This window comes from Raineya orbicola, from assembly GCF_002843425.1.
GTDB lineage: Bacteria > Bacteroidota > Bacteroidia > Cytophagales > Thermonemataceae > Raineya > Raineya orbicola.
In genome coordinates this window covers 23,013-47,349 of the sequence record NZ_NKXO01000024.1, presented here as the reverse complement: position 1 = coordinate 47,349, position 24,337 = coordinate 23,013, and the positions used below count along the sequence as shown (strand labels likewise).

The 24,337-nt window shown below is 37.5% G+C and carries 20 protein-coding genes; 10 read left to right on the top strand and 10 right to left on the bottom strand.

Translation table 11 applies throughout. The annotated features are described in order from the left end of the window. Positions 1–83: 83 nt before the first annotated feature. Genes Rain11_RS08470 through Rain11_RS08455 form a run of 4 tightly spaced genes read right to left on the bottom strand, consistent with a single transcriptional unit; the run spans position 84 to position 6,432 of the window. On the bottom strand, positions 84–2,459 hold the full coding sequence (locus Rain11_RS08470; RefSeq protein ID WP_207764438.1) for an ABC transporter permease: 2,376 nt from the start codon (positions 2,457–2,459) through the stop codon (positions 84–86). A gap of 25 nt (positions 2,460–2,484) precedes the next feature. After that, positions 2,485–4,014, bottom strand: coding sequence for a WG repeat-containing protein (locus Rain11_RS08465; protein ID WP_101358921.1), 1,530 nt, complete (start codon positions 4,012–4,014; stop codon positions 2,485–2,487). Between the two features lie 41 nt (positions 4,015–4,055). Further along, positions 4,056–5,324: a DNA methyltransferase gene (locus Rain11_RS08460; protein ID WP_101358920.1), complete on the bottom strand. Its 1,269-nt coding sequence runs from the start codon at positions 5,322–5,324 to the stop codon at positions 4,056–4,058. After that, positions 5,293–6,432: a hypothetical protein gene (locus Rain11_RS08455; protein ID WP_207764437.1), complete on the bottom strand. Its 1,140-nt coding sequence runs from the start codon at positions 6,430–6,432 to the stop codon at positions 5,293–5,295. The genes Rain11_RS08460 and Rain11_RS08455 overlap by 32 nt, the downstream gene beginning before the upstream one ends. 88 nt (positions 6,433–6,520) lie before the next feature. Between Rain11_RS08455 and Rain11_RS08450 the strand changes: the two genes are divergently transcribed. The 5 genes from Rain11_RS08450 to Rain11_RS08430 are packed head-to-tail and all read left to right on the top strand — an operon-like array spanning position 6,521 to position 10,772. After that, on the top strand, positions 6,521–7,504 hold the full coding sequence (locus Rain11_RS08450; protein ID WP_101358919.1) for a YbbR-like domain-containing protein: 984 nt from the start codon (positions 6,521–6,523) through the stop codon (positions 7,502–7,504). Continuing rightward, positions 7,497–8,099, top strand: a complete 603-nt coding sequence (gene coaE / locus Rain11_RS08445) for a dephospho-CoA kinase (protein WP_101358918.1) — start codon at positions 7,497–7,499, stop codon at positions 8,097–8,099. The genes Rain11_RS08450 and coaE overlap by 8 nt, the downstream gene beginning before the upstream one ends. A gap of 46 nt (positions 8,100–8,145) precedes the next feature. Beyond that, positions 8,146–9,696, top strand: a complete 1,551-nt coding sequence (gene rpoN, locus Rain11_RS08440; RefSeq protein WP_101358917.1) for an RNA polymerase factor sigma-54 — start codon at positions 8,146–8,148, stop codon at positions 9,694–9,696. 37 nt (positions 9,697–9,733) lie between these two features. Further along, positions 9,734–10,009 (top strand): hypothetical protein, encoded by a 276-nt coding sequence (locus tag Rain11_RS08435; protein ID WP_101358916.1) that lies wholly within the window; start codon positions 9,734–9,736, stop codon positions 10,007–10,009. Continuing rightward, complete coding sequence (locus Rain11_RS08430) at positions 10,002–10,772, top strand: MBL fold metallo-hydrolase (protein ID WP_101358915.1); 771 nt, start codon at positions 10,002–10,004, stop codon at positions 10,770–10,772. Before Rain11_RS08435 ends, Rain11_RS08430 begins: the two co-directional genes overlap by 8 nt. Here Rain11_RS08430 and Rain11_RS08425 read toward each other — a convergent pair whose 3' ends face one another. After that, entirely contained in the window at positions 10,773–12,485 is a 1,713-nt protein-coding gene (locus tag Rain11_RS08425) for an HAL/PAL/TAL family ammonia-lyase (protein ID WP_101358914.1), read from the bottom strand. 136 nt (positions 12,486–12,621) lie between these two features. Between Rain11_RS08425 and Rain11_RS08420 the strand changes: the two genes are divergently transcribed. Then, positions 12,622–13,335, top strand: a complete 714-nt coding sequence (locus tag Rain11_RS08420; RefSeq protein WP_101358913.1) for an ABC transporter ATP-binding protein — start codon at positions 12,622–12,624, stop codon at positions 13,333–13,335. On the opposite strand, the gene Rain11_RS08415 is transcribed toward Rain11_RS08420, so the two are convergent. Beyond that, positions 13,301–14,503 carry an NAD(P)-dependent oxidoreductase gene (locus Rain11_RS08415; RefSeq protein ID WP_101358934.1) on the bottom strand — a complete coding sequence of 401 codons (1,203 nt, stop codon included), beginning with the start codon at positions 14,501–14,503 and terminating at the stop codon, positions 13,301–13,303. The genes Rain11_RS08420 and Rain11_RS08415 overlap by 35 nt on opposite strands. Before the next feature lie 239 nt (positions 14,504–14,742). On the opposite strand from Rain11_RS08415, the gene Rain11_RS08405 reads away from it, so the two are divergent. After that, complete coding sequence (locus Rain11_RS08405) at positions 14,743–15,336, top strand: bifunctional nuclease family protein (protein ID WP_101358911.1); 594 nt, start codon at positions 14,743–14,745, stop codon at positions 15,334–15,336. Beyond that, the gene (locus tag Rain11_RS08400; protein WP_101358910.1) at positions 15,337–15,960 is read left to right on the top strand and encodes a 4'-phosphopantetheinyl transferase family protein; all 624 of its coding nucleotides are present in this window, start codon (positions 15,337–15,339) and stop codon (positions 15,958–15,960) included. 2 nt (positions 15,961–15,962) lie between these two features. Here the strand turns inward: Rain11_RS08400 and Rain11_RS08395 are convergent, their stop codons facing one another. Genes Rain11_RS08395 through Rain11_RS08385 form a run of 3 tightly spaced genes read right to left on the bottom strand, consistent with a single transcriptional unit; the run spans position 15,963 to position 18,175 of the window. Further along, positions 15,963–16,523 carry a DUF5683 domain-containing protein gene (locus Rain11_RS08395; protein ID WP_101358909.1) on the bottom strand — a complete coding sequence of 187 codons (561 nt, stop codon included), beginning with the start codon at positions 16,521–16,523 and terminating at the stop codon, positions 15,963–15,965. Then, complete coding sequence (locus tag Rain11_RS08390; protein ID WP_101358908.1) at positions 16,520–17,389, bottom strand: ParB/RepB/Spo0J family partition protein; 870 nt, start codon at positions 17,387–17,389, stop codon at positions 16,520–16,522. Before Rain11_RS08390 ends, Rain11_RS08395 begins: the two co-directional genes overlap by 4 nt. Before the next feature lie 15 nt (positions 17,390–17,404). Continuing rightward, complete coding sequence (locus tag Rain11_RS08385; RefSeq protein ID WP_101358907.1) at positions 17,405–18,175, bottom strand: ParA family protein; 771 nt, start codon at positions 18,173–18,175, stop codon at positions 17,405–17,407. Positions 18,176–18,599: 424 nt separating this feature from the next. On the opposite strand from Rain11_RS08385, the gene Rain11_RS08380 reads away from it, so the two are divergent. Further along, positions 18,600–20,291 carry an ABC transporter substrate-binding protein gene (locus Rain11_RS08380; protein WP_101358933.1) on the top strand — a complete coding sequence of 564 codons (1,692 nt, stop codon included), beginning with the start codon at positions 18,600–18,602 and terminating at the stop codon, positions 20,289–20,291. Between the two features lie 86 nt (positions 20,292–20,377). Here the strand turns inward: Rain11_RS08380 and Rain11_RS08375 are convergent, their stop codons facing one another. Then, complete coding sequence (locus tag Rain11_RS08375; RefSeq protein WP_101358906.1) at positions 20,378–20,836, bottom strand: FKBP-type peptidyl-prolyl cis-trans isomerase; 459 nt, start codon at positions 20,834–20,836, stop codon at positions 20,378–20,380. Between the two features lie 160 nt (positions 20,837–20,996). Here Rain11_RS08375 and Rain11_RS08370 point away from each other — a divergent pair, with 160 nt between their 5' ends. Then, the gene (locus Rain11_RS08370) at positions 20,997–24,284 is read left to right on the top strand and encodes a lamin tail domain-containing protein (RefSeq protein ID WP_101358905.1); all 3,288 of its coding nucleotides are present in this window, start codon (positions 20,997–20,999) and stop codon (positions 24,282–24,284) included. Positions 24,285–24,337: the final 53 nt, after the last annotated feature.

The window sequence follows — 24,337 nt, the reverse complement described above, 5'->3', positions numbered from 1 at the left end:
CAATTTAGTAAATTTCGGCGTAAAGTTAGTAAATTCTACCTTACTTCAATACCAAAATGTATTAAATTAAGATTAACAAAACATTAGCCTGCTTGCAAAAACTTATTCGGATTGATAAAAACCCTTGCAAAGGCTTGAACAAAGAGTGGAATGACCACAATAAGAAAAGTAAGCAAAAAAGCTCCTATAAAAACATTTGCCGAAGTTTGGGTAGTATAGGCAAAGTTGCTGAGCCACAAGTGTATAACATATTCGCCCAAAGGAACGGCTATCAGAGCCGAAAGCAGTAACAATTGGATAAAGTCTTTGGATAGCAAGCGTACCAAATGCCAACGACTTGCCCCCAATACCTTACGGATAGCTATTTCTTTCAAACGTAACTCCGAAATAAAAAGCGAAAGCCCTAACAAGCCCAAAGAAGCCACCATAGCTACTAAAAATGAAAAATATACCAATATTTGAGCTAATTTCTCTTCGTTCAGGTAGTGTTTGCGGTAGTTTTCATTCAGAAAAAAATAGTTGAGTGGCTCGGTAGGCAGAATTTCTTGCCAAGTTTTTTGCAAATAGGCTAAAACCTCTTCGCGATGCTTGGGAGATACGCTCAAAAATAAGTTCCCAATTTTATTGCTCAACACCAACACCAAAGGCGAAATTTTTTTGTGCAAAGAACTGATATGAAAATTTTTTACAACTCCAATCACTTCGCCTATTACACTCGGATTACCATTTTCATCACGACTAATCACGAAATTTTTTCCAATCGGATTTTGCCAATTCATATAAGTAGCCGCCGCTTCGTTGATAATCAGAGCCACATTGGCAGTAGTATCTCTTTCATCAAATTTACGTCCCTGCACTATTTCTAAACCCATTACATCAATAAAATCTTTATTCACCGACATTCTGCCCATTACTACTTCTACGAGTTTGCCGTTGTTTTCTACTTCAAAACGAAATTGAGAAATCAAATTTGTACCAATAATTTCCGCTGAATTAGCAATTTTGAATACATCAGGGCTTTGCATCAGGGCTTTTTTGAGTGTATCTAATTTTTCAAAAACTTCTTCGCTTTTAGGCAAACGAATAACCAAAACCCGCTGATTATCAAAGCCTAAATCTTTGTTTTTTACGAAATTTAGTTGCCGAATAACCATAATGGTGAGGGCAAGAATCACGATGGTTATGGTAAATTGCATAACCAAAAGCGTTTTACGAAAGGAAATGCGATAGTTTTGTTTGGGTAAAATGTTTTTCAAGCCGTTCAGAATGGGAATATCTACCAAATAAAACACAGGATACACTCCTGAAAGTAAAATCATTAGCAGAAAGGTAATGACCCAAAACAGCATAAACCCGCTTCCAAAGATAGAACGCAATGCCAAAGGCGTTTGAAGAATTTGGCTAAAATAAGGCAAAGCAAGTTCTGTAAGCATCAGCGATACCAAAAAGGCAAGAAACATCAGAATAAGTGTTTCTACAAGCAATTGAATTAGGAGTTCTTGGCGGCTTTCGCCAAAAACTTTGCGAATAGCAAATTCTCGTATGCGTTGCGTTGAGCGTACAGCATTAAGATTGACAAAGTTGATGCAAGCCACTACTATCATTAGTAAGGCAGTGGCTAAAAAAATGAAAAGATAATTTTTGTTAGCATTGGGGTAGATTTCTGCTTCCAATTTAGAATTTAAATAAATATCTCTCACATTTTGCACAATGGGTTTGAGAAACAAGTCTTCGTTGGGGAAATAGCGTTTCAGATAACCTTGATAATACCATTCCCATTTTTGGGCAATAAAAGAAGGCTTTTGACTGCAAGTAAAATACGTATAAACCCAAGAATTTTGCACAAACTTGTCTTCATAGTTCCAAGAAATAAGAGCTTTGAAAGGGAAATGTGAAGTTTCTTGTTTAGCTATCACCGCTTTTACCAAGTACTCACCATCATAAGTAAAAGCATTGGTTGTGCGTAGTTGCAAGGTTTTCCCGATAGGATTTTCCGAACCAAAAATTTCTTGGGCTAAATCTTGGGTGAGGATAATTTCTTTGCTTTCGGGCTTGCGAAAAATATTACTAACCGAACCTTGCAATACTTGGCAGTCAAACACCTTGAAAAACAGACTATCAGCGAAGAACACGTCTGTATAAAAATTGCTATTCCCCAAATAATCAATGATAGTGCCTTCGGTAGGCAAAATTTTGGTAATATGTTTTATTTGTGGAAAAGCTCGGTGCAGGGTAGGGGCGATGTGCGGCTCAGCAGCGGCAATACGGCGGTATTCATTACCCGACTTGTAGCGAATAGCCAGTCGGTAAATATCTTTTTGCCAGTGCTTATCAAAAGAAAACTGATTATCTAAATATAGCAAAATCAGCAATGCAATTGCCATACCCAAAGCCACCCCGATAACATTGATAAGCACATACAGCGGTTTGGCAAGTAGCAAGCGATAAGATATGAGCAAAGCATTTAACATTTACACGCAAATTCTACCTTCTACGTCTAATCCTTCTTGGAGGGTTATTTTGGGGTGAATTATTGTTTTGAGGTTGTTGATTATTTAATTCCTTCTCCTCTTTTCCGAACTCTTTGATTTTTGCAGTAGGAATGATTTTATTTTCTGTGGGTCTCCAGAAAAAGGCTTTATCTTCGTTTTCCAAATAAAAAGTGCCTTCGGGCTGATTTTCGGCAAAGGGCTTCATCACTCTTTGGCTATCTACGATGGTCATATACAAGCGTTTGCCGTCTTCTATGCGGGTATGCGGAGGAATAAGCCAAACTTTTTGTGTGGCTTTATCAATAAGCATTTTTTTGAGCAAAGTTTGAGCATACCAATATTTTTCGTTGAAATTTTGAATTTTCTCGTATTCGTTTTTGAGATAAGGCAATATTTTTTCACCTTCCAAAATCACAATTTTTTGTTTTTTCTTTTGTGTGAGCCTGATGTAAAAAGGTTTTTCAAAACTTAAAATATCTACTGCCTCGTAAGAAAAAGGCAAGATGTTTTTCTCCTCATAACTTACTATTCCGTGCAGAGTATCTTTTTGCACGGCAAAAACATTTGCATCTTTCCAGTAGCGAATATCTTGGTAAAGATGTGAAAGAATTTGCTTGCCTTCATAATTGTACGCTCCCCATTGAGCGTTTTTCATAGCTAAAATGAAATCTCTGTATAGGAAAGAAATTCTTTGAAATTCTGTGGGTAAAATGACTTTGCCTTGGTTATCAAAAATTCCGAAAAGCCCATCTTTGAGTACCTCAAACAAAATTTTATTTTGTTGGTTGGGTATTTGCCGAATATCCTCAAAAATAATGGGCAAAATAACTTTGAAATCAGTAGGGTTAAGCAAGCCCTTTTTCCCCTGACGTTCAACCACTAAATATGCTATACGTTTGCGGGTGCTATCTTCTTTGGTAGTAACTTTCAGCAAACGATGTTTGTCGTACTCTTCTGAAAATTGTTTGGTTAGTACATTGTAGAATTTGACTTTCTTATCTTTTTGTGCATAAAAAACGTCTAATTCCTCGTTGGCAATGCCTATTCTTTCGTATGCAGTAGGCAAAATTTCGTTGAAAGAGCTATTTTCATTCCACCACAAGCCCCACATTTTATCTTTTACAACCAAAAATATTTTCTGATTGTAAGGTTCAAAATCTGAAAAGGCAGGAGTGATTTTCTCGCCTTTGTCGTTCAAGATAAATTTTTCTTTTCCTGTTTTAGCTAAAATCCAAAGCGTTTGTGCTTTTTTGAGTTGGAATAAGGTATCGTAGGTAGGTTTTACAAGCCATTTGCCTCTGGCATCAATTACGCCCCATTGTCCTGATTGTCTTGCGAAGGCTCTTTCTGCCGAAATCATTTTACCAAAAGGCATTACTTCCTGAAAAGTGGGTTTGATGGCAAATTTTTTACTACCTTCTTTCACAAAGCCCCATTTGCCTTTCTTTTCAGCAGGGATAAGATTTTGAGAAAATCCGTGCAAAGCACCAGTTAAAAACAAAAGTCCTAATAGCTTTTTCATTGAAAAATACGTTTTCAGAGCTTCAAATTTAGGAAAAAACTTTATTGTTTTTCTAGCACAAGCAAAAATTCGGATTTCATACCTTCGGGGTTTTTATTGTTACGGGCTTTGAAAAGCTGACGACTTTGAATACGATCTTCATAAATACCCTTCAAAATACAATTTTTTTCCTCAAAGTATTCTAAAAAAATTCGCCAAGTTTCTACTTCAATGCCGTCTATTTTAGGATTTCCAACAAAAATACAGGCTTTCCTCCCCTTTTTAAGTTTGGCAATGCAATTTTCTAAGGCTTTGCAGGTAAAAAAGAAATAAGCCTCTAAAATTTGCAGTAGTTTAGGATTAGTAATTTTAGGACGCAACAAGTCAAGTGTAGGAGTATGAACCAAAGAATGTGCTTTGCGATAAGGAATTTCCATTTGGGAAATGTGCTTAACTTCAGCCTCACTATAACCTAACCAATATAAATCCAACTTGAAAGTTCGGATATATTCTTGTGCCTGCAAGTAAGGTGGAGAGGTAATAAGACAATCTATTTCTTGTGAAGTTTGAAAGGAAGCACTATCTACTCCACCAAAATACAAGATTTGATGTTTATTTTGTCTTATTTTTGCAAATGTCTCGTTGATAGCTACTAAAATTTCGGAAGCAATATTAAGCAGCATTTCCTGCATTTGCTTTTGCCAATTTTCTTGCAAAATTTTTTCAATGAAAGCTCTTTTTTGTTTTGAACGAAACAACTTGGGCGTTTTGTGTTCGGCGTAAGAAAAATATTTGCTCACTTTGAGCAAGGCAGCTGCAATAATTTCAGCATACATATCTTGGGGTAAGGATTTTTGTCCTCCCCAGTATTTTTGAAGTAAATTCAGCATTTCAATAGGATACCAATAGGCAAGGTTAGACCATTGAGGCTTAAAAATTTCTTTACTTTGTAAAACAAAGTTTAATTTTTCTTGTAAAACTGAATATTTGAGCTTCTCTTGAATTTTTGGAATTTTAAGTGGAATGATATGATTGAGCAAATAGTTTAGGTCTATGGCAATGCAATTTCTTTCCAGAAGATTTGCTTCTAAGGCAACCGTACCACTTCCTGCGAAAGGATCTATTATCCAATCGTTTTTTTGTGTAAATTTTTGCACACAAAAACGAACTACTTGTGGAATAAATTTGGCAGGATAGTAATAAATGCCGTGTGTTAAGTAGTTTGTATTTGAAATTTCAGGCACTAATTCTCTGAAAGAAACTAAAAGCGGGCTTCTTTTTTCAACAAAATCTGAATGCTCAAAAGTTGCGAATAAGTTGTAATTTGTCATTTACGTATTGATGAATTGTGTACAAAAAAACTAAATCTCTTATGTAATGAGCTTTTTCGGCGATACTACCAAAAGGCAAGCTATTTTCATTCCAGGTAGGTAAAATTTGGTTAGTAAATTGAGTTGCTGAATGGTAGATATTTTCATAAGAACTGATATTTGGCTGAAAATTGAACTTTTGTATTTTTTCTTTCAAAATATTTATATTAGAAACATTTTGAATATGTTGTAATTCCAATTCTAAATTAGCTATTGATACAGCAATCCATAAATCGTCCCAATTTTCAATCGTACCCACTATATTTTGTATACCTCTCAAAATAGCTTCATCTTGGCTTTCCGACCATTCAAAAATAGCCCTACTAATTGCATTTGTACCATATGCTAATTGAAGCATAAGTGTATCGTTGAAATGATATATTTGCTCAATTTGCTTTTTGAATAAGGTTTCATCGGAGATAAAATCTTTTAGAGAGCTGCAGAATTTTGTAATGGTGGAGTTTTTTTGGTTACTATCTCTTTCATCCCAAATACCGACAAGATACAATATTTTTATATTTGGCTTTTTATTAAGCCTGAGCATACTTCGTAATAGTTCAACCAAAGAGCCTTTGGCGGTTGTTCCGCCTGTATCATCTCTTGAACGAAGTTGAATTAGAATGATTTTTTTTCTATCAGGGCTTGCAGCCAGAGCATCTATATCTAACTTTTCAAGTTTTTCATCTATGATAGCCTGCAAAATACTCAAACTTTCGTGTCCTTCTGTTACAATAGGACATTTTACATAATTTTTTAGTACGAAGCCTATAATTTTTTCTAAAACTTTGCCTTGTCTCGCTCTAATAGAACTATGAAAAAATTGGTGAAAAGCAAAAAGATGTGGATAGTGCTTTGCTAATCCGTATTCCTTAAATTTTTTTGCACTACTAATCCCTGCTGTAAAATCTTTGATAGTATCTAATTTTGCTTGCAAATCACTAAACTTAGATGCAAAAAGATCATCAATAATATTTTTAGCAAGCCCAAGAGGACTTTGTAGAACCTCTTTTTTGAAGTTCTCTTCCTCGTTATGGTCTGATAGCAGCAAAAATGTTCGTTCTTGATACATATTTATTGTGTGTGTATTTGCAAAGTTATGCAATTTTATGCCTTGTACAAAACGCAAATTTTTGTACATTTGTAAAAATAATGTTCTGATGCAGTTTTTCAGGAATTTACTTCATTGGCTCAAGGAAATACTGATTGGTGAAAACCAAAGTAATTTCAGGGCTATGATTTGGAGTTTGTTTTTTGCAGTTCTTTTTTGGTTTTTTTATCAGCTGAATAGCGAACAAACTTACTCTTTGGTGTATCCTGTGCGGCTGCAATATGCTAATGGCACCAATGCCGATACTTTTCAAAGGAAATTGTTTGTTACGCTCTCGGGCCCAGGCTGGAAAATTGCCCGCGAAATTTTTGCTAATGATAAAGAAAAGTTAATCTACTATCAAATGCCTGCTACGCAGGTGCATAATTATGTTCTTTCGGGGAGTTTGCGTAATACTCTTGCAAGCAAATTGGACAAAGATTTGAAAGTTTTAGAGATTAAAAATGATACTTTTTTCATAAATAATAATCGCAATGTGCGTAAAGTGGTACGCCTGTACATACGCAAAGAGAGCCTAAGCAAAATGCTTCGTGGTGGTTATCGGATTGTCAGTCCTATTTATATCAATCCGCAGGTAGTAACTTTTGAGGGAAGTGTAGAAAAAATCAACCAACTGCCCGACTCCTTACCGCTTACTATTCGGGAAAATAATATTCGTAAAAATTTTGATAAACTCGTCAGTCTTTCTGCTTGGGAAAGCCCTAATCTGAAAGCCTTGCAACCTAATGTAAAAGTAACCTTTGAAGTAGAACGCTTTTTTACCCGCAAACTTCGTTTTGATATTGAAAAAATCAATTTCCCTGAAAATGTAGATTTGGTGCAAAAACGAGCCGAAGTGCTGTGTATTTTTAAGGCAAGTTTGGAAAAAGAAATTGATTTGCAAGATTTTAACATTATTGCAGATTTCAAAAAATTTGCACCCGAAGATTCTACCGTTACTCTACAATTAGAACATATTCCCCAAGGCATTGAAAGTGCTGAAATAACAAATCCTCATTACAAGGTAAAAACTATTCGTAAGAAAAATGATTAAACCCCTTCAAATTGGCATTACAGGTGGTATAGGTTCGGGAAAAAGTACCGTAGCTCGTATTTTTCAGGTTTTAGGTATTCCTGTTTATGATGCCGATTCGCGTGCAAAAGCTGTAATGATACAAAATGATAGCTTAAAAAAAGCAATCATAACGAACTTTGGTGAAAACGCTTACCTTGCCGATGGTTCTTTGAACAGGCGTTTTTTGGCAGAGCAAGTTTTTTCGGATGGCGAAAAAACTAAACTTATCAATAGTTTGGTGCATCCTGCCGTAGCCCAAGACTATGAGCAGTGGCTTGCTCATCAGCAAAGTACGCCTTATGTTATACGTGAGGCGGCTTTGATGATAGAATCGGGGGCATATAGGTCTTTGGATAAACTCATTGTGGTTACTGCTCCCGAAGAATTACGTCTGCAACGCATACGCACTCGCGACCCACAGCGTAGTGAAGCCGAAATCAGGGGCATCATAGCAAAGCAAATGCCCGAAGATGAAAAACTCAAATTTGCCGATTTTATCATCTATAATGATGAAAAACATTCGCTTATAGAGCAGGTCTGGGCTTTACATAAAAATTTTTTACAAATTTTTTGAGTTTGGCAAAGTTATTGCTATATTGCAGGACTTAATTTATTAGTCTATGCAAAAATTAGGCTTACACCAATCTTTACAGCAAAAACTTTCACCACAGCAAATTCAATTCATTAAACTATTGCAAATTCCTACGGCAGAATTGGAGGCTCGTATTCAAGAAGAAATTGCTGAAAACCCTGCTTTGGAACAGGGTAAAGATGATAACTATGATTTTGAAGATAGTGAAACAGAAAGCGAGGAAGATATTTCTTTTGGCGAAGAAGATAATACTGATGACTATGATGATGAAAATAACGAGTATGATGATAATGATAGCGACGCTTACGAACAAAATGAAGCTATCAGCGATATGAATATTGATGAATATTTGCAAGCAGAAGAAGAAAGCTATAAAACCCAAGACACTAATTACAGCACTGATGATGAGGAAAAAAACTTCCCAATAGTGGCGGGTACTACTTTCGTAGAATTTTTGGAAACGCAATTGGGTTTTCTCAAACTTTCTGAAAAAGAGCAAATTATAGGAAAGCATATTATTGGTACTTTGGATAATGACGGCTATTTGAGAAGAGAACTCAAAGCTCTGGTGGGAGATTTGGCTCTTACTTATTACATTGAGGTTACCGAGAAAGAGGTTGAAGCAGTTCTCAAAAAGATTCAGCAATTTGACCCGCCCGGTGTAGCCGCCCGCAATCTGCAAGAGTGTCTGCTTATACAACTGAAACGTAAAAAATACGAGGAAATTCATACCGATGAAGAAAAGCAAATTTTAGATTGGGCAATTGAAATTATTGAGGATAATTTTGAAGAATTTACCAAAAAGCATTATGATAAGATAGAAAAGCGATTAGGACTTTCTGACGAAGAGTTGAAATCAGTCTTAAAACTGATTACCAAACTCAACCCCAAACCCGGTAATTCATCGGATAGTGAAGGTAGCGGTTCGCAACAAATTATCCCTGATTTTATCATTACCAACAATAACGGCAAATTAGATATAGCTTTGAATGCTCGCAATGCCCCCCAATTGCGTATTAGCCCTTCTTTTGCCGATATGTTGGATACTTATCAAAAAAGCAAACGTCAGGATAAGGGTGTCAAGGAAACGATTGCTTTTGTGAAACAGAAGTTAGATGCTGCTAAGTGGTTCATTGATGCTATCAAACAGCGTCAGCAAACTTTACTAAAAACTATGCACGCTATTGCTACTTACCAATACGAATTCTTTTTAGAAGGTGATGAAACAAAACTCAAACCAATGATTCTCAAAGATATTGCGGAAAAAATTGATATGGATATTTCTACGGTTTCTCGTGTGGTAAGCAGTAAGTATGTACAAACTGAATTTGGGGTATATCCGCTCAAACACTTTTTTTCCGAAGGCATTGCTACTGATGAGGGCGAAGAAGCAAGCAGTAGAGAGGTAAAAGCCAAACTGAAAGAATTTGTGGATAATGAAGATAAACGCGAGCCACTCTCTGACGAAAAATTAGAAAGAATGCTTAAAGAAGCAGGTTACCACATTGCTCGCCGTACGGTTGCTAAATATCGCGAGCAACTGGGTATCCCTGTGGCAAGATTAAGAAAAGAAATTTAGGGCAAAAGCAAACTTTCGCTCATTAAACTTTTCAAATATGGAAATCAAATACACTCCTGCATTTTTGAGTAAAATAGAGGATATTTTTGCTGAAAGTAATCTTTATTTACGTTATGAAAAAGGTAATTTCAAATCGGGCTATTGTATTCTGAAAGAGCAACGTGTGATTGTGGTGAATAAATACTTTCCCACAGAAGGAAAAATCAATTGTTTATTAGATATTTTGAAGCAGATAGAAATTGACGAAAATCTTTTGAGTGCAAAAACTAAAAAGCTCTACGAGGAGTTAATGCAAGAAAATCTCAATGGTTAAAGTTACCTTTCTGGGTACAGGTACCTCGCAAGGTGTGCCTGTAATCGCTTGTGATTGTTCGGTATGTCGGTCTGAAAATCCCAAAGACAAACGCCTGCGTTCTGCTGTTTTCGTAGAAACCCATTTGGCTAATGTAGTCATTGATACAGGTCCCGATTTTCGTATGCAAATGCTACGAGCAGGCATAAAGAAATTAGATGCGGTTCTTTTCACCCACGAACACAAAGATCATACCGCAGGGCTTGATGATGTTCGTCCTTTTAATTTTTTGCAAAATAAAAATATGCCTCTCTATGGCACAAGTAAGGTTCTGAATCAACTCAAAACTGAATTTGCTTATATTTTTGCAGAAAAACGCTATCCGGGCATTCCGCAAGTAGAACTTCACGAAATTAGCAAAGAGCATAGCTTTGAAATCAATGGGCAAAAGATTATACCTATTGAGGTGTTTCATTATCGTTTGCCTGTGTTGGGCTTTCGTATAGAGAATTTTACTTACATTACCGATGCCAACTATATTGCTTCGGAAGAAATGCAAAAAATTTATGGCTCAAAAGTGTTGGTACTGAATGCTTTACAAAAAGAAAATCATATTTCGCACTATAATTTGGAACAGGCAATTCAAGTGGCTCAGCATATTGGGGCAGAAAAGACCTATTTTACGCATATTAGCCACAGAATGGGCTTACACGAGGAAATAAGCTCTCTTTTGCCCGAAAATATTTTTTTGGCTTACGATGGTTTGGTAGTAGAAGTTTCATAACTACCACTTTTCCCAATTCGCTAAAATTTGCTCAATATCTTGATGTAAGAAGCGGTCTTGTTCAATAAAGCCTATTAGCTCATCTAATTTTTTGTGAAGTTTCTGCGTTTCTTTGCCAAGTTTTATTTTGAACCCGATATGAGCAAGTTGCTTTTTACGCAAGTGTAAAGCCTGATGAGCAGTAAGCATTAAAATTGCTACAATTTTTCGTGCATTTTCTATGATTTCAAGGGCTTGTCTGCCTGCAATAGTTCCCATACTTACGTGGTCTTCTTGGTTGGCACAGGTGGGGATAGAATCCACAGAAGCGGGGTGAGCAAGTACTTTATTTTCCGAAACTAAACTTGCCGCTACATATTGCGGTATCATCAGTCCTGAATGTAGCCCCGAAGTATCCGCCGAAAGAAAGGCAGGCAGGCAATCATTCGTAGCTTCATCTACCAATTTATTGATTTGCCTTTCAAATAGATTTCCCATTTCGGCAACGCCAATTTTCAGATAATCCAGAGCCAGAGCCAAAGGCTCGCCGTGAAAATTACCACCTGAAACAACTGCTTCACTTTCAGCAAAAATCAGAGGGTTATCTACCACGGCATTGAGTTCGGCTTCAATGATATTTTCTGCGTGTTGAATGGCTTGCAAACACGCTCCAAGCACTTGCGGCGTACAACGAACCGAGTAGGCATCTTGCGGAGTGATTTTTTTTTCGGCAAAAGTGAGAATTTTATGCAAACTCAGCCAAGCATAAGGCAAATGCTCTTCTTGTGGCAAATAATGCCTTAAAAATGCAATTTGATGAGGGGTATCTTGTAATTTTTTCAGAATTTCTCTGCGATGTTCGGCAGTAAGTTGTGGTTGTATTTTATCAAAAAGAAACTTCACAACTTCAGCACTTTCTATGCCCAAAAGCGTTGATTTTTCCGTAAATTTATGGATAATCTGAACAATTTTGAGTTGCTCTCGGTGCTTTCGGGCTCGGTGCAGGCGTTTATCAAAGGCTTGACTTCTTGCCCCTAATGCCTCAAACATCATACAAGAGGCTTTCAAACCTTTGTAAAGCACATCTTTGGCTTGATACACCGCCCAAACGCCCAAAGCCGCCATTATGCTTGTGCCATTGAGTAAAGCGATACCTTCTTTGTGTTCAAGTTCCAATGGGGCTAAATCAAATTTTTCTAAAGCCTCTTTCCCTGATACTATTTGCCCTTCTACTTCGGCAAAACCTTCGCCGATAAGCACCAAAGCCATATGAGCCAAAGGACACAAATCACCGCTTGCTCCTACCGAACCCTGCGAAGGAATAACAGGGTGAATACGCAAATTTAGTAGGTGAGCCAGTAAATTGATAGTTTCAACTTTTACTCCCGAATAGCCTGCCAGTAAAGTATTAAGACGAATGAGCATTATAGCTCGTACAATTTCGGAGCTAAATGGCTTACCTACCCCGCAGGCGTGAGAAAGTAAGAGATTTTTTTGCAATTTTTTTGCAATCTCATAATCTTCTATCACTTTGGAAGCGTTTGCTCCAAAACCCGTGGTTACGCCGTAAATGATTTTCTTTTCAGATACTTGCTTATGAATAAAATCGCGACTTTTTTGTATTTTAGCATAACATTCATTAGCTATTTTGACTTCCGCTCCTTGCCAAGCCACCTGAATAACCTCATTGAGGCTCAATTTATTGCCATTCAATACCACTGCGTTATTTTTCATAAAAATTGCAAGTTATTTTAAGAAATTCTTTGGCTTCAAAGTTAATATTTTTTCAATATGCAGGAATTGAGATTTTAGATTTGCTTGAAAAGTTGTTTGATAAATTGCTTATCTTTGTAAAAATATCATAAGGCTAATGCAGTTTCTTATACAACTTTTGCAGGTAACTAAAACGTATTGGAATGGTGAAATTGCTACGGAAGCTCTGCAGGGAATAGATTTGAATGTTCAGCGGGGTGATTTTTTAGCGATAATGGGTCCTTCGGGTTGTGGAAAATCTACTTTGCTCAATATCATTGGGCTTTTGGATATGCCGACTTCGGGGGAGCATTGGTTTTTAGGGCAAAAAATGACTAAACTCAACGAAAAACAACGTGCTGAATTCAGAAAAAGAAACATAGGTTTTGTTTTCCAGAATTTTAATCTGATTGATGAACTCAGTGTGCAAGAAAATGTAGAATTACCTCTGATGTATTTGGGTTTTTCTCAAAAAGAACGCAAGCAAAAGTCTTATCAAATGCTTGAAAAGCTCAAATTAGCTCATAAGGCAAAGTATTTTCCTTCGCAACTTTCAGGGGGCGGACAGCAAAAAGTGGCTATTGCTCGTGCTTTGTGCATAGAGCCTCAAATTTTACTTGCTGATGAGCCCACAGGTAATTTGGATAGCAAAAATAGCGAAGAAATTATGCAAATTCTCTGGCAACTCAATCAAGAGGGGGTAACTATTCTAATGGTTACCCACTCGGCTCAAGATGCCAGCTACGCCCATCATATCATTGATATGCTGGACGGCGTGATTGTAAGCAGGCAATCGCTTAATGCTCTGCGACATAATCTTGCAAATAGCTAAATTTTTCGGTAAGATTGCCCTTTTCGGCAATCGTAGCTCTTTGCAAAACGCCGTCTTTATCTCCATTGAAAAAGTGGGGCAAAACCCGCTGAATAAACTGCTCGCCAAAGTCCTCTGAAGCACTGAAAGGCAATTCCGTAGGCAAATTATCCACTGCCATAATAGTGATATTTTCAGGATTGCTAAAAGCTCTCTCTTCTTGAAACGTTTTTCGGTTGAAATCGTACAGGGGGTCTGCAATAGTTGAGGCTCGCAGTGTAGTAGGAATAGAGCCACCAATATCGCAAGTAATATCTGCAATGACACGAATGCGGAAATTTTCTTTTTGGGTATCTGGTAATTCAAATAGTTTAGGGGCTTTGGGGTGCCAGAAATGGGTAGAAATAAACAAATCGGTGTAGTAGGCAAATTTCAAGAAATCTCCCTCAAAAAATTCAGGGTTATCATAAAAAACTTCAAAAGGGATTTTAGGGTGTTTGGGCTTGTAATAGTCAGAGGAGGCAAGTTGTACAAAAACTGCTTCTGAAAAATCTTTTTCCAAATATTCCTGAGCACTTACTTGCCGGATACCTGCGGCACGAAGAATTTCCAAAGCTCCTTTGCCTGAACGCCCTCTGCCTGTAAGAGCAATTTTAATAGGGGGAAGTTTAACTTTTTTGAGTTCAGAAAGTAAATCCTCATAGCTTTTACAATCAATGGCACGGTGTAGCTCAAAAAGTTTGTATTTTAGCCCCCAAGTACGTAAGGCGTGGTATGCTCCCACAATACCTGCATAACGCCCAAAAGCTATGATTCTCTCTTCATTTTCATCTGTTAGACATTCGTAGTCTATCAAGCGAATGTTTTTTGCCAAAATAGCTTGCAGTAATGCTCTATTAGCAGGTTGCTTTTTGATAGTATGCGAAAAAAACATATAAGTTTTTTCAGGAATAAGGTCTTTGATAGGCACTTCTTTTACCCCTATCAAAACATCGCATTCGTCTATATTTTCTACCACAGGTAAGCCCAATGTTTCGTACTCTTCGTCCCTTACACAGCGAACTACACTGGATTGCACCAAAACTTTTACATCAGGGAAATGCTCTTGAATGTACTTGCATTGATGAGGTAATAGTACCACACGTCTATCCACAGGCACTTTGCCTTCACGTATTACACCGAGTTTCATAAAAATAATTGCGTTGTTTGAAAAATTTGTCCGAAAAATAAGCATTTTTGCTAAATGCAAAGCTACCTATCAGATTTTTAGTTTTGAAGCAAGCAACAGAGTGGCAAGAAGTAAGATTTCTTTCTTAAAGCAAGGTATAATTTGGGTTAAAAAGCTAATTTTCTTGCGATTTTCTTGCAAAATTAAACTTTTTGCTTTAATTTTGTAATGATAAAACAGTCTTACAAAACCTTCTGAAAGTGAGCAAGATACGTTTGGAAATATTAGGTTTATCTTCGGGGCAAACGCAATCAGGCTCTTTTGCATTGATTATGAGCGAAAGAGGCGGAAATAGGCGATTACCTATTATTATTGGAATGTTTGAAGCACAAGCTATTGCCATTGAAATTGAGCGTATCACTCCCAATCGTCCAATGACACACGACTTGTTTCGTAGTTTTTTGGATTCTTTTGAAATTCGTCTTGTAGAAGTTGTTATCAGTGATTTGCGAGAAGGTGTTTTTTATGCTAAAATGCTTTGCGTGAGCGAAGATAGAAAAATAGAAATAGATGCTCGTCCTTCCGATGCCATTGCTATTGCCTTGCGTATGAACGCACCTATTTACACCTACGAAAGTGTTTTGCAAGAGGCGGGGGTTATTTTGGAAGATGAACCATCTATGGAAATGGAAAATGAGGAAGTTTCGTATAATCCATCACCAATGACACTTAAAGAATATTCTGACGAACAACTTTATCAGTTTCTCAACAAAGCTCTGGAAGAAGAAGATTATGAAAAAGCCGCCGAAATACGTGATGAGCTTGGCAAACGTGAAAAAAAACGCCGAAGATAAATGGCAGTTTTTTTAGAAGGCTATCAAGGCACAATCAAGTATTTTGTTTGGCAAATTACAGAGCCCTTGGAATATCTTGTTTCTAATTTATCTCCTCAAGAAATAATAGAACTTTCTCAAATTCAGGTTATTGAGAAAAAATGTGAATACGCCGCTGTTAGAAATCTTTTGCAGTTTATAGCTTCAAAAGAACATTTTATTTACGAGCCTATTCAAAAAAACGAAAATGGCAAACCTTTTTTGCCTACGATACCTTTGGAAATTTCTATTTCTCACGCTTTTCCTTTTGTTGCAGTAGCTTTTGCCCCCAAACCTTTGGGGATTGATATTGAAGAAAAGAAAGAGAAAATTCGTAAAGTAGCTCAGCGTGTTTTTTCTGAAAAAGAGTTGAGTTTTGCCCACAATAATTTAGACTATCTAGCCCAACTATGGACTGCCAAAGAGGCATTATACAAGGCTTATAGCCGAAAAGGCATTGCTTTCAGAGAAAATATCATTTGCGATTTTTGTCCTGAAAAGCAAGTTTTCTGCAAAGGTTGGGTAAAGAAAGAAGATTTTTTTACCGCATACACGTTATATCACCATTCTTTTACTCCAACACATCATTTGTGTATTGCTTTTTGAGCTTATTTTTTAGCTTGTAGTTGAAGGCTAAATGCTAAAATTGCTTGCCCTTGTGGGCTGAAATCAATTTTAGGAAGCCAACGCAAGCTCAAATCATCACTGACATCAAAGGTAGAAAAATGAGCATCTACAATGGCATCAACAATGGTAAGTCCGTAAAACACTACTCCTGCAATAATAAGTTGTTCTTTGTTTCTCCGAAATTGGTTACGAAGCGACTCAGCGGCAGTAATATTGATTTGCTGTGGATTTCCCGTCAGGAATGCTTCCTGATACACACTTTTGAAATACTGATAGTAGCTATTATTCCAATAAATGCCATAGCCTATTGCCGTTATACCGCCATATACAATGGGCAGTTTCCAATATTTTTTATTGTAAATTTGCCCCCAACCGGGTAAGACTGCCGCCCGAAAAGCCGCCTCACGTGGTCGGTTGATGCGGTTTTTACTGGACTTAAGCGTATCCTGTGCTTGCGAACTTACAAGCCCGCAAAAAAGTAAAAAAGCAAGTAAATAAAAATGTTTTTGGATTGTTATTTTAACTTCTCTTTTCGCTGTCATAATTGCAATAGCTCTAAAATTCGGTTCAAATCCTCCGTAGAATGAAAGGGGATTTTGATTTCACCTTGGTTTTTGTTGTTGGCTTTGATTGCAATTTTTGTACCAAAATGCGAAGAGAGTTTTTGTTGTAATTGTTTGATTTCGTAAGAGAGAGAGTTTTCAGCAGTTTTTTTCTGTTTATTTTTGGGCGAAGCCAAATCTCGTACCAAATTTTCTACGGCTCTTACCGATAGGTCTTCGGCAAGAATTTTTTTCAGAATAGCAATTTGAGTATCAGGATTTTCTACATTGATGATGGCTCGGGCGTGTCCCATACTGATTTGTTTATCACGCAGAGCCGCCTGAATAATAGGCGGGAGTTTGAGCAAACGCAAATAGTTAGTTACTGTTACGCGATTTTTACTTACTCTTTCGCCCAGTTCTTCCTGTTTGAGGTTGCACTCGGTAATGAGTCTTTGATAGCTTAAAGCAATTTCTATGGGATTGAGATTTTCTCTTTGGATATTTTCTATGAGAGCCATTTCCAGCATTTGTTGGTCGTTGGCAGTGCGAATATAAGCGGGAATAGTTTTTAGCCCTGCTCTTTTAGAAGCCTGCAAGCGTCTTTCGCCTGAAATTAGTTGATAGCGACCCTCTTCTAATTTACGTACGGTAATAGGCTGTATGATACCTTGTGTTTTGATAGATTCAGTAAGTTCTTGTAGAGCTTCTTCATCAAAATCGGTACGAGGCTGGTAAGGATTGACCTCAATGGCATTGACATCTATTTCGTTGATGCTTGCTTGTGGCAAAGTTTGATTTTCTTCTACAACATTAGAATCCGATAACAAAGCCCCCAAACCTCTTCCTAAAACACTTTTTTTCATCTTTTTTCGTTTTGATTACACTAATTTATTTTTTTCTAAAATTTCTTTGGCGAGTTCCATATAGCTTGCCGCTCCTTTGCTGGTAGAATCGTGCAGAATGGCGGGTAAGCCAAAACTTGGCGATTCGCTCAGCCGTACATTCCGAGGAATGACTGTCTTGAATACCATTTTTTTGAAATGATTGCTCACATCTTCCACAACTTGTGTAGAAAGTCTCACACGCGAGTCGTGCATTGTGAGCAAGATACCTTCTATTTCAAGTTTGGTATTCAGGCGAGATTGAATAATTTTGATAGTATTCAAGAGTTTCCCCAAACCTTCCAGAGCAAAATATTCGCATTGTACAGGAATAATTACTGAATCGGCGGCTGTGAGAGCATTTACCGTAATAAGCCCCAACGAAGGAGAACAATCTATGATAATAAAATCATAATTATCTTTGATAGGGTGCAAAACTTTTTTCATTTTTTCTTCTCTATTCTCTAGGTTTATCATTTCTACCTCTGCACCAACCAAATCAATATGTGAGGGAACGACAAAGAGTTTTTCAATGGAAGTACCCAAAATGGTGTCGTTGATGTTGGCTTCTTCCACCATACATTCATAAATGCTACTTTGAATTTGTTTGGGATTGTGCCCTAAACCCGAAGTAGAATTGGCTTGTGGGTCCGCATCTACAAGCAAAGTATGAAAGCCTAAAGTAGCAAGACTTGCGGCTAAATTGATGGCAGTGGTGGTTTTTCCAACGCCCCCCTTTTGGTTGGCAATCGCAATAATTTTACCCATAATATTTCAGAATAGAGTATGCAGTTAAAGGTTTAAATATTTGAATTTCAAAATTTTTATCTTTTGGCTATTTCTAAATTAAAATTTTTGAACAATGCGAATTATGAAGTTAAAATGGATATTTCGTTTTTTTGTTTAATAGTTTTTATCATTTCTCTTGAAAACGAGTAAAATTATTACATCTAAAATTCTGATTTAGATGTATGCTCCCCTCTATTGTATCTCTTTTTGAGATTTACAGAAGTATAGGGGGGAGGTGCAAAAAGAATGTATTTTTTTGTTCAAAAATAAATAAATTTGTGAAAAAATGTTTTTTTTGAAAAAAAGTTTAGGTTGCTTACTGAAAAAATATATCTTTGCAAAAGTATTTTACAAAAGTGCTTGCAAATATAGGAAATTTATTCAAATTTACCTTAAAAATTTTATGATGAGACTATACCTTTCGTTTGTGGCATTAGTGTTGCTGCTGGCTTCTTGCGGCAACCAAAACGGCGATGGCGGAAAGAAAATTTTCCGCTACAACCAAACAGGTGGCTTAAACTCCTTAGACCCCGCACAGGCTCGTAACCGTGCCGCTATTTGGGCTACTACGCAAATTTTTAATGGTTTATTAGAGCTTGACGAAAATATGCACCCTACGCAATCTATTGCTGAGGCATATCGTTGGGATAGCACCGAAACCATTTATACTTTTACTATTCGCAAAGGTGTGCATTTCCACGATGACCCTTGCTTCCCTAATGGTATTGGTAGAGAAGTTACCGCTGAAGATTTTGTGTATAGTTTCAAGCGTATTTTAAGTGCCAAAACGCGTAGTACAGGAGCTTGGATTTTCAGAGATAAAGTTCATCCTAATCCTGATTCTGCTTTTGTAGCGTTGGATAGATATACCTTACAAATTCGTTTGCAACGCAGATTTCACCCATTCCTTTCCATTCTTACAATGCCTTACGCTTTTGTAGTACCTCACGAAGCTATTGAAAAATATGGAGATGATTTCCGCTCTCACCCCGTAGGTACAGGACCTTTTAAGTTTAGAGAATGGAAAGAAGGGGAACGTTTGGTATTGGATAAGAACCCTCATTATTGGAAAAAAGATGCCGAAGGAAAGCAATTGCCTTTTCTTGATGGGGTAGAGGTTCGTTTCATCAACGACCCCAATACAGCTTATAGAGAATTTACAGCAGGAAAGTTAGATTTTATTGTAGGGCTTTCCGAAAATGCCAAAGAAATGATTGCAAATGGCAAAATTAAAGAAGAATTCAAGAAAAAATATAATATAGATAAAGTACCTTATATGAACACCGAATATATCGGTTTTCAATTAGACCCTACTGCCTACAAAGGCGATACCACACACCCCTTCTTGAAAAAGAAATTCCGTCAGGCTATTAGCTACGCTATCAACAGAGATGAAATTGTAAATATTATACGCAATGGCTTGGGGGTATCAGGTATTTCAGGAGTAACTCCCGCCGCTTTACCTTCTTTTGACTCTGTGGTGGTGAAAGGATATAGCTACAACCCTGAAAAAGCTAAGCAAATTCTTAAAGAATTAGGCTATGAAGGGGGGAAAGGCTTACCTAAACTTAAATTACAAACCTATACTACTGACAAAGAAATCGCTGAAAATATTGCCAAAAATCTTAAAGATATTGGCATCACGGTAGAAATAGAAATGAATATGTTTGTAAAACATCAGCAAACCGTAGATGAAGGGCGGGCATTATTTTTCAGAGGTTCTTGGCTCGGTGATTACCCTAATGCAGAAAATTATTTTGCAATGTTCTACAGCAAAAATTTTTCGCCCACAGGTCCCAATAAAACCCATTTTGTAAACAAAGAGTTTGATAGGCTCTATGTAGAAGCACAAGAAAAAGATGACCACGATGAAGATCATCATCTCTTGTATCAGTATTACCATAAAATGGATAATATTATTGTGGAAGAGTCTCCTATTATCGTTTTATATTATGATGAAATTTTGAGAATTTACAGCAAAAAAATCAAGGGTTTGAAAACCAATTCCAGCAATATGCTGATTTTGGAAAATGTAGATTTTGCAAAACCGGGTGAAGAGAACACCGCCGAAAAGAAAGCCACAGCTAAAAAATAACAGGCTTACTTTCAGATATGAAATAAATAATGGAGGGCTTTGCTAACAGGCGAAGCCCTCTGCTTTGTTTGTTAGAATAGAAAAAATTATTCAAAGAATATCAAGCCGCTTTTTTTGGGATTGATTTCCACAAGTTGCACTTCAAAAACAAGATCCTTGCCTGCCAGTGGGTGATTGGCATCAATGGTTACGGTTTCCTCGCTTACGGCAGTCATTACAGCAGGAATCTGACCGCCATTCGCTAAATTGATAGCAAGCTGAGTACCAACTTCCATAGGCATACCTAAAGGTAACTGACTTTTAGGAACTTCTAAAATCATTTCTTCTAAAACTTCGCCATATCCTAACTCGCAAGGAACTTGAATACTCTTTTTTTCGCCTACTACCATTCCCAAAATACCTTGTTCAAAGCCGGGAATCATTTGTCCTTCGCCCATAGTAAATTCAAGAGGTTCTCTGCCAAGCGAAGAGTCAAAGATTTCCCCTGTGGTTAGCCTGCCCGTGTAATGTACTTTTACCACGTGCCCGTTTTCTACTTTTTGCATAAAATAATGAAATTTGATTGTGAAAATTCAAAGTTACGAATTTTGGGGCTTTATCGCAAGGGAAATTGATAATTTTAGCAAGAATCAATCAAAATTAACATTTCATTTACACACTTGAACTATTTTTTTGATATATTGAAGCAATTTTTTGGGAAAACTTATGAAAAAAAATATACTTCTCTGCTTATTGTTTTTGCTTGCACACTTTTTACAGGCTCAACTCATACAATTTAGTTTTACGGGGGCTACGGGTACGCCTGTTACTTTTCCTGCTGATGCCCAACCTGCTAATGGTTCGGTGAGTGTTTTTAGCCGTAGTGCGAGCATTACTGCAGTTACTTCTTCTGATAATTTTGGGGCAAGTGCTTGGAACACTCCTTCCATAGACTTGAATCGCTACTTTTCTTTCACTATTACCGCTAATACGGGTTTTGTGCTGAATTTGAGCAGTTTTGAGCTTGATGAAGTTCGTAGCGGAACGGGACCTACACAATGGGTTTTGCGTTCCAGTCGTGATGGCTTTACTACTGATTTAGGCACTTACACCAATACAGGAACATCTTTGATTATCAACAGAGTAATTGCCCTCAATGAAAATTTCTATAATGTTTCGGGAAACATTGAGTTTCGTATCTATGCCTATAATGCCAGCAGTGCCGCAGGCACTTGGCGGGTAGATAACGTGGAAATTTTTGGCTCTATTTCAACGCCTGACACCGCACCACCTACACTGATAAGTGCTTCTACCCTTGTAAATAACCAACTTGATGTTTTTTTTAGTGAGAGCGTAACCCTTGCATCTGCTCAAAATCCTGCTAATTATAGCGTAAGTGGAGGTATTGGTACGCCTCTGACAGCTACTCGCAACCCGACTAATTTTTCACAGGTTACGCTTACTTTTTCTACTCCTTTTGTTAATAATCAAAATTACACCATTACAGCAAGTAATATTGTAGATTTTGCCTCTAACACACAAAGCTCAACGCAAACTTCTTTTACATACTTGCAGATTTCTACGGCTTCGCCTCGTGATGTGATTATCAATGAAATTATGGCAGATGAAACCCCTGTGGTAGGGCTTCCTGCTTCCGAATATGTAGAAATTTACAATCGTTCCAATAAAAACATTAACCTTAAAAATTGGACACTCAATACCCGAACTATTACTACCAATGATTTTATTTTGCAACCTAATCGTTATGTATTATTGTGTCCGCAGGCAAACGCTTCACTTTTTACCAGTTTTGGTACCGTAATTGGCATTACTTCTTGGGACGCACTGACTAATTCAGGAGAAACTATCACCTTGCGAGATAACCCCAATAACACTGATATTGATGTAGTTACGTATGCTCTCTCTTGGTACAGAAATTCTGCCAAAGATGATGGCGGTTGGAGTTTGGAGCTTATCAATCCTACGCTTCCTTGCAGTGATGAAAACAACTGGATAGCTTCTAATCACCCTCTTGGTGGTACGCCCGCACAACAAAATTCAGTTTTCAACAATACCCCCGACACACAAGCTCCGCGTGTGAGCAGTACGGCTATTCCTGCTCCTAATATTGTTCGGATAGTTTTCAATGAGCCTATGAATCAAAGTTCTCTGCTTTCGGCAACTTATAGTTTTTCAGGGGGCATTGGGGTAAGTTCAGTAACGGCGATTAGCGACAAAGAAGTACAATTAAATTTGAGTAGCAATCTTGTAGCAGGGGATATTTATACGCTTACGCTCAATGGGCTTACGGATTGTACGGGCAATGCTTTGCAAGCTAATACACAAATTCAATTAGGAATAGGACTTACTCCTTCATTTCATCAAGTTATTATCACTGAAATTTTTGCCGACCCCGACCCACGTGTAGGGCTTCCCGAACAAGAATATTTGGAACTTTACAACCGAACTAATAAGGTAATTAGCTTGCAAGGTTGCAAATTGCTGGATAATACAAGTTCTGTAATGCTTCCTGCTATCAATATTTTGCCTAATCAGTACATTACTTTGGTGAATGCAAGTGTGATAAATGATTTTTCTGCTTATAGCAACGTTTATGGTGTTAGTGGAATGGTAAGTCTTAACAATAGTGGTGAAAGATTGACGCTTACTGCACCCAATGGCAGTCAGGTTTTTTCGGTGCTTTATAGCGATAGTTGGTATAAAGATGCCTCCAAAAAGCAAGGCGGTTGGGCTTTGGAAATGATTGATACAGATAATCCTTGTGGCGAGGTAGATAACTGGACAGCCTCCATAAACCCCAATGGCGGAACGCCTTCGGTTGAAAACTCTGTGAAAGAGGCTCGCCCTGATAACATTCCTCCTCGTCTGTTGCGTGCCGATGCTACCAGTAATACTACGGTTATTTTAAGTTTTAATGAACGTTTGGATAGTACTGCCGCCGCAAATGCTACTTATACTATTGATAAAGGCATTAGCGTACAGGCTCGCAATGTGTTAGCCCCAGACTTCAAAAAAGTACGCCTTACGCTTTCACCTGTTTTGCAAAATCGTGAAAAGTACAGAGTAGTGGTGCAGAGTATTACTGATTGTGCAGGAAATTTGATTGCAGAAGCTAATTTTGCCGATTTTGGTGTACCCGAACAAGCCGATTCGCTGGATATTGTACTCAATGAGGTACTTTTTGACCCACGTACAGGGGGCAATGATTTTGTTGAACTTTACAATAATTCACCAAAATTTATCAATTTGAAAGGCTGGTCGCTGGCTCGCATACGCGATGGGGCTGTGGATAGTAAAAAAAGTATCACCGATGAAGATTACGTACTTGCTCCGCGTAGTTATGTAGCTATTTCTGATGATATTTTGAACATTCAGCAAAATTATCCCCTTTCCGAAGGTAAGCCGATGCTTCAAACGCCTTCCTCTTTGCCTGCTTTTACAAGCGAGAGAGATGTGGTATTGATTATTAACAATTTAGATAAAATTGTGGAACGCTTTGAGTATGATGAGAAAATGCACTTCAAACTGCTTGATGACACAAAAGGCGTTTCTTTGGAGCGTTTAGGTTTTGATTTACCCACCAATGACCCTAATTCTTGGTTTTCGGCGGCAAGTAGTGTGGGTTTTGCTACACCGGGCTACGAAAATTCTCAAAATAAACTTTATCAAAGTCAAAGCGGAGAAATTGCGATTGTTCCGAAAGTTTTTACCCCCAACAATGATGGACAAGCGGATTTTACAAGTATAAATTTCAAGTTCGCAGGGCAAGGAAATGTAGCCAATGTAATCATTTACGATGTACAAGGACGAGCAGTGCGTTATTTGGTAAAAAATCAGACTTTACCTAATGAGGGTTCTTTGCTATGGGACGGCACGAATGAGGAGAGAAATCGTGTTTTACCCGGCTATTATGTTGTACTCTTTGAAATTTTCAACCTTTCGGGCAAAAAGGAAACCTACAAAGAAACCGTAGCGGTGGTAGGAAAATTTTAGAGGCAACTCCTAATCTTTCAACAATTTTTTACTTCAATACTCGTTCATTTCAA

Excerpts from the sequence above, each read along its gene's own strand:
- Rain11_RS08465 (WP_101358921.1), bottom strand. The coding sequence starts at position 4,014 with ATGAAAAAGCTATTAGGACTTTTGTTTTTAACTGGTGCTTTGCACGGA.
- Rain11_RS08460 (WP_101358920.1), bottom strand. The coding sequence starts at position 5,324 with ATGACAAATTACAACTTATTCGCAACTTTTGAGCATTCAGATTTTGTT.
- Rain11_RS08455 (WP_207764437.1), bottom strand. The coding sequence starts at position 6,432 with ATGTATCAAGAACGAACATTTTTGCTGCTATCAGACCATAACGAGGAA.
- Rain11_RS08450 (WP_101358919.1), top strand. The coding sequence starts at position 6,521 with ATGCAGTTTTTCAGGAATTTACTTCATTGGCTCAAGGAAATACTGATT.
- coaE (WP_101358918.1), top strand. The coding sequence starts at position 7,497 with ATGATTAAACCCCTTCAAATTGGCATTACAGGTGGTATAGGTTCGGGA.
- rpoN (WP_101358917.1), top strand. The coding sequence starts at position 8,146 with ATGCAAAAATTAGGCTTACACCAATCTTTACAGCAAAAACTTTCACCA.
- Rain11_RS08435 (WP_101358916.1), top strand. The coding sequence starts at position 9,734 with ATGGAAATCAAATACACTCCTGCATTTTTGAGTAAAATAGAGGATATT.
- Rain11_RS08430 (WP_101358915.1), top strand. The coding sequence starts at position 10,002 with ATGGTTAAAGTTACCTTTCTGGGTACAGGTACCTCGCAAGGTGTGCCT.
- Rain11_RS08425 (WP_101358914.1), bottom strand. The coding sequence starts at position 12,485 with ATGAAAAATAACGCAGTGGTATTGAATGGCAATAAATTGAGCCTCAAT.
- Rain11_RS08420 (WP_101358913.1), top strand. The coding sequence starts at position 12,622 with ATGCAGTTTCTTATACAACTTTTGCAGGTAACTAAAACGTATTGGAAT.
- Rain11_RS08415 (WP_101358934.1), bottom strand. The coding sequence starts at position 14,503 with ATGAAACTCGGTGTAATACGTGAAGGCAAAGTGCCTGTGGATAGACGT.
- Rain11_RS08400 (WP_101358910.1), top strand. The coding sequence starts at position 15,337 with ATGGCAGTTTTTTTAGAAGGCTATCAAGGCACAATCAAGTATTTTGTT.
- Rain11_RS08395 (WP_101358909.1), bottom strand. The coding sequence starts at position 16,523 with ATGACAGCGAAAAGAGAAGTTAAAATAACAATCCAAAAACATTTTTAT.
- Rain11_RS08390 (WP_101358908.1), bottom strand. The coding sequence starts at position 17,389 with ATGAAAAAAAGTGTTTTAGGAAGAGGTTTGGGGGCTTTGTTATCGGAT.
- Rain11_RS08385 (WP_101358907.1), bottom strand. The coding sequence starts at position 18,175 with ATGGGTAAAATTATTGCGATTGCCAACCAAAAGGGGGGCGTTGGAAAA.
- Rain11_RS08380 (WP_101358933.1), top strand. The coding sequence starts at position 18,600 with ATGATGAGACTATACCTTTCGTTTGTGGCATTAGTGTTGCTGCTGGCT.
- Rain11_RS08375 (WP_101358906.1), bottom strand. The coding sequence starts at position 20,836 with ATGCAAAAAGTAGAAAACGGGCACGTGGTAAAAGTACATTACACGGGC.
- Rain11_RS08370 (WP_101358905.1), top strand. The coding sequence starts at position 20,997 with ATGAAAAAAAATATACTTCTCTGCTTATTGTTTTTGCTTGCACACTTT.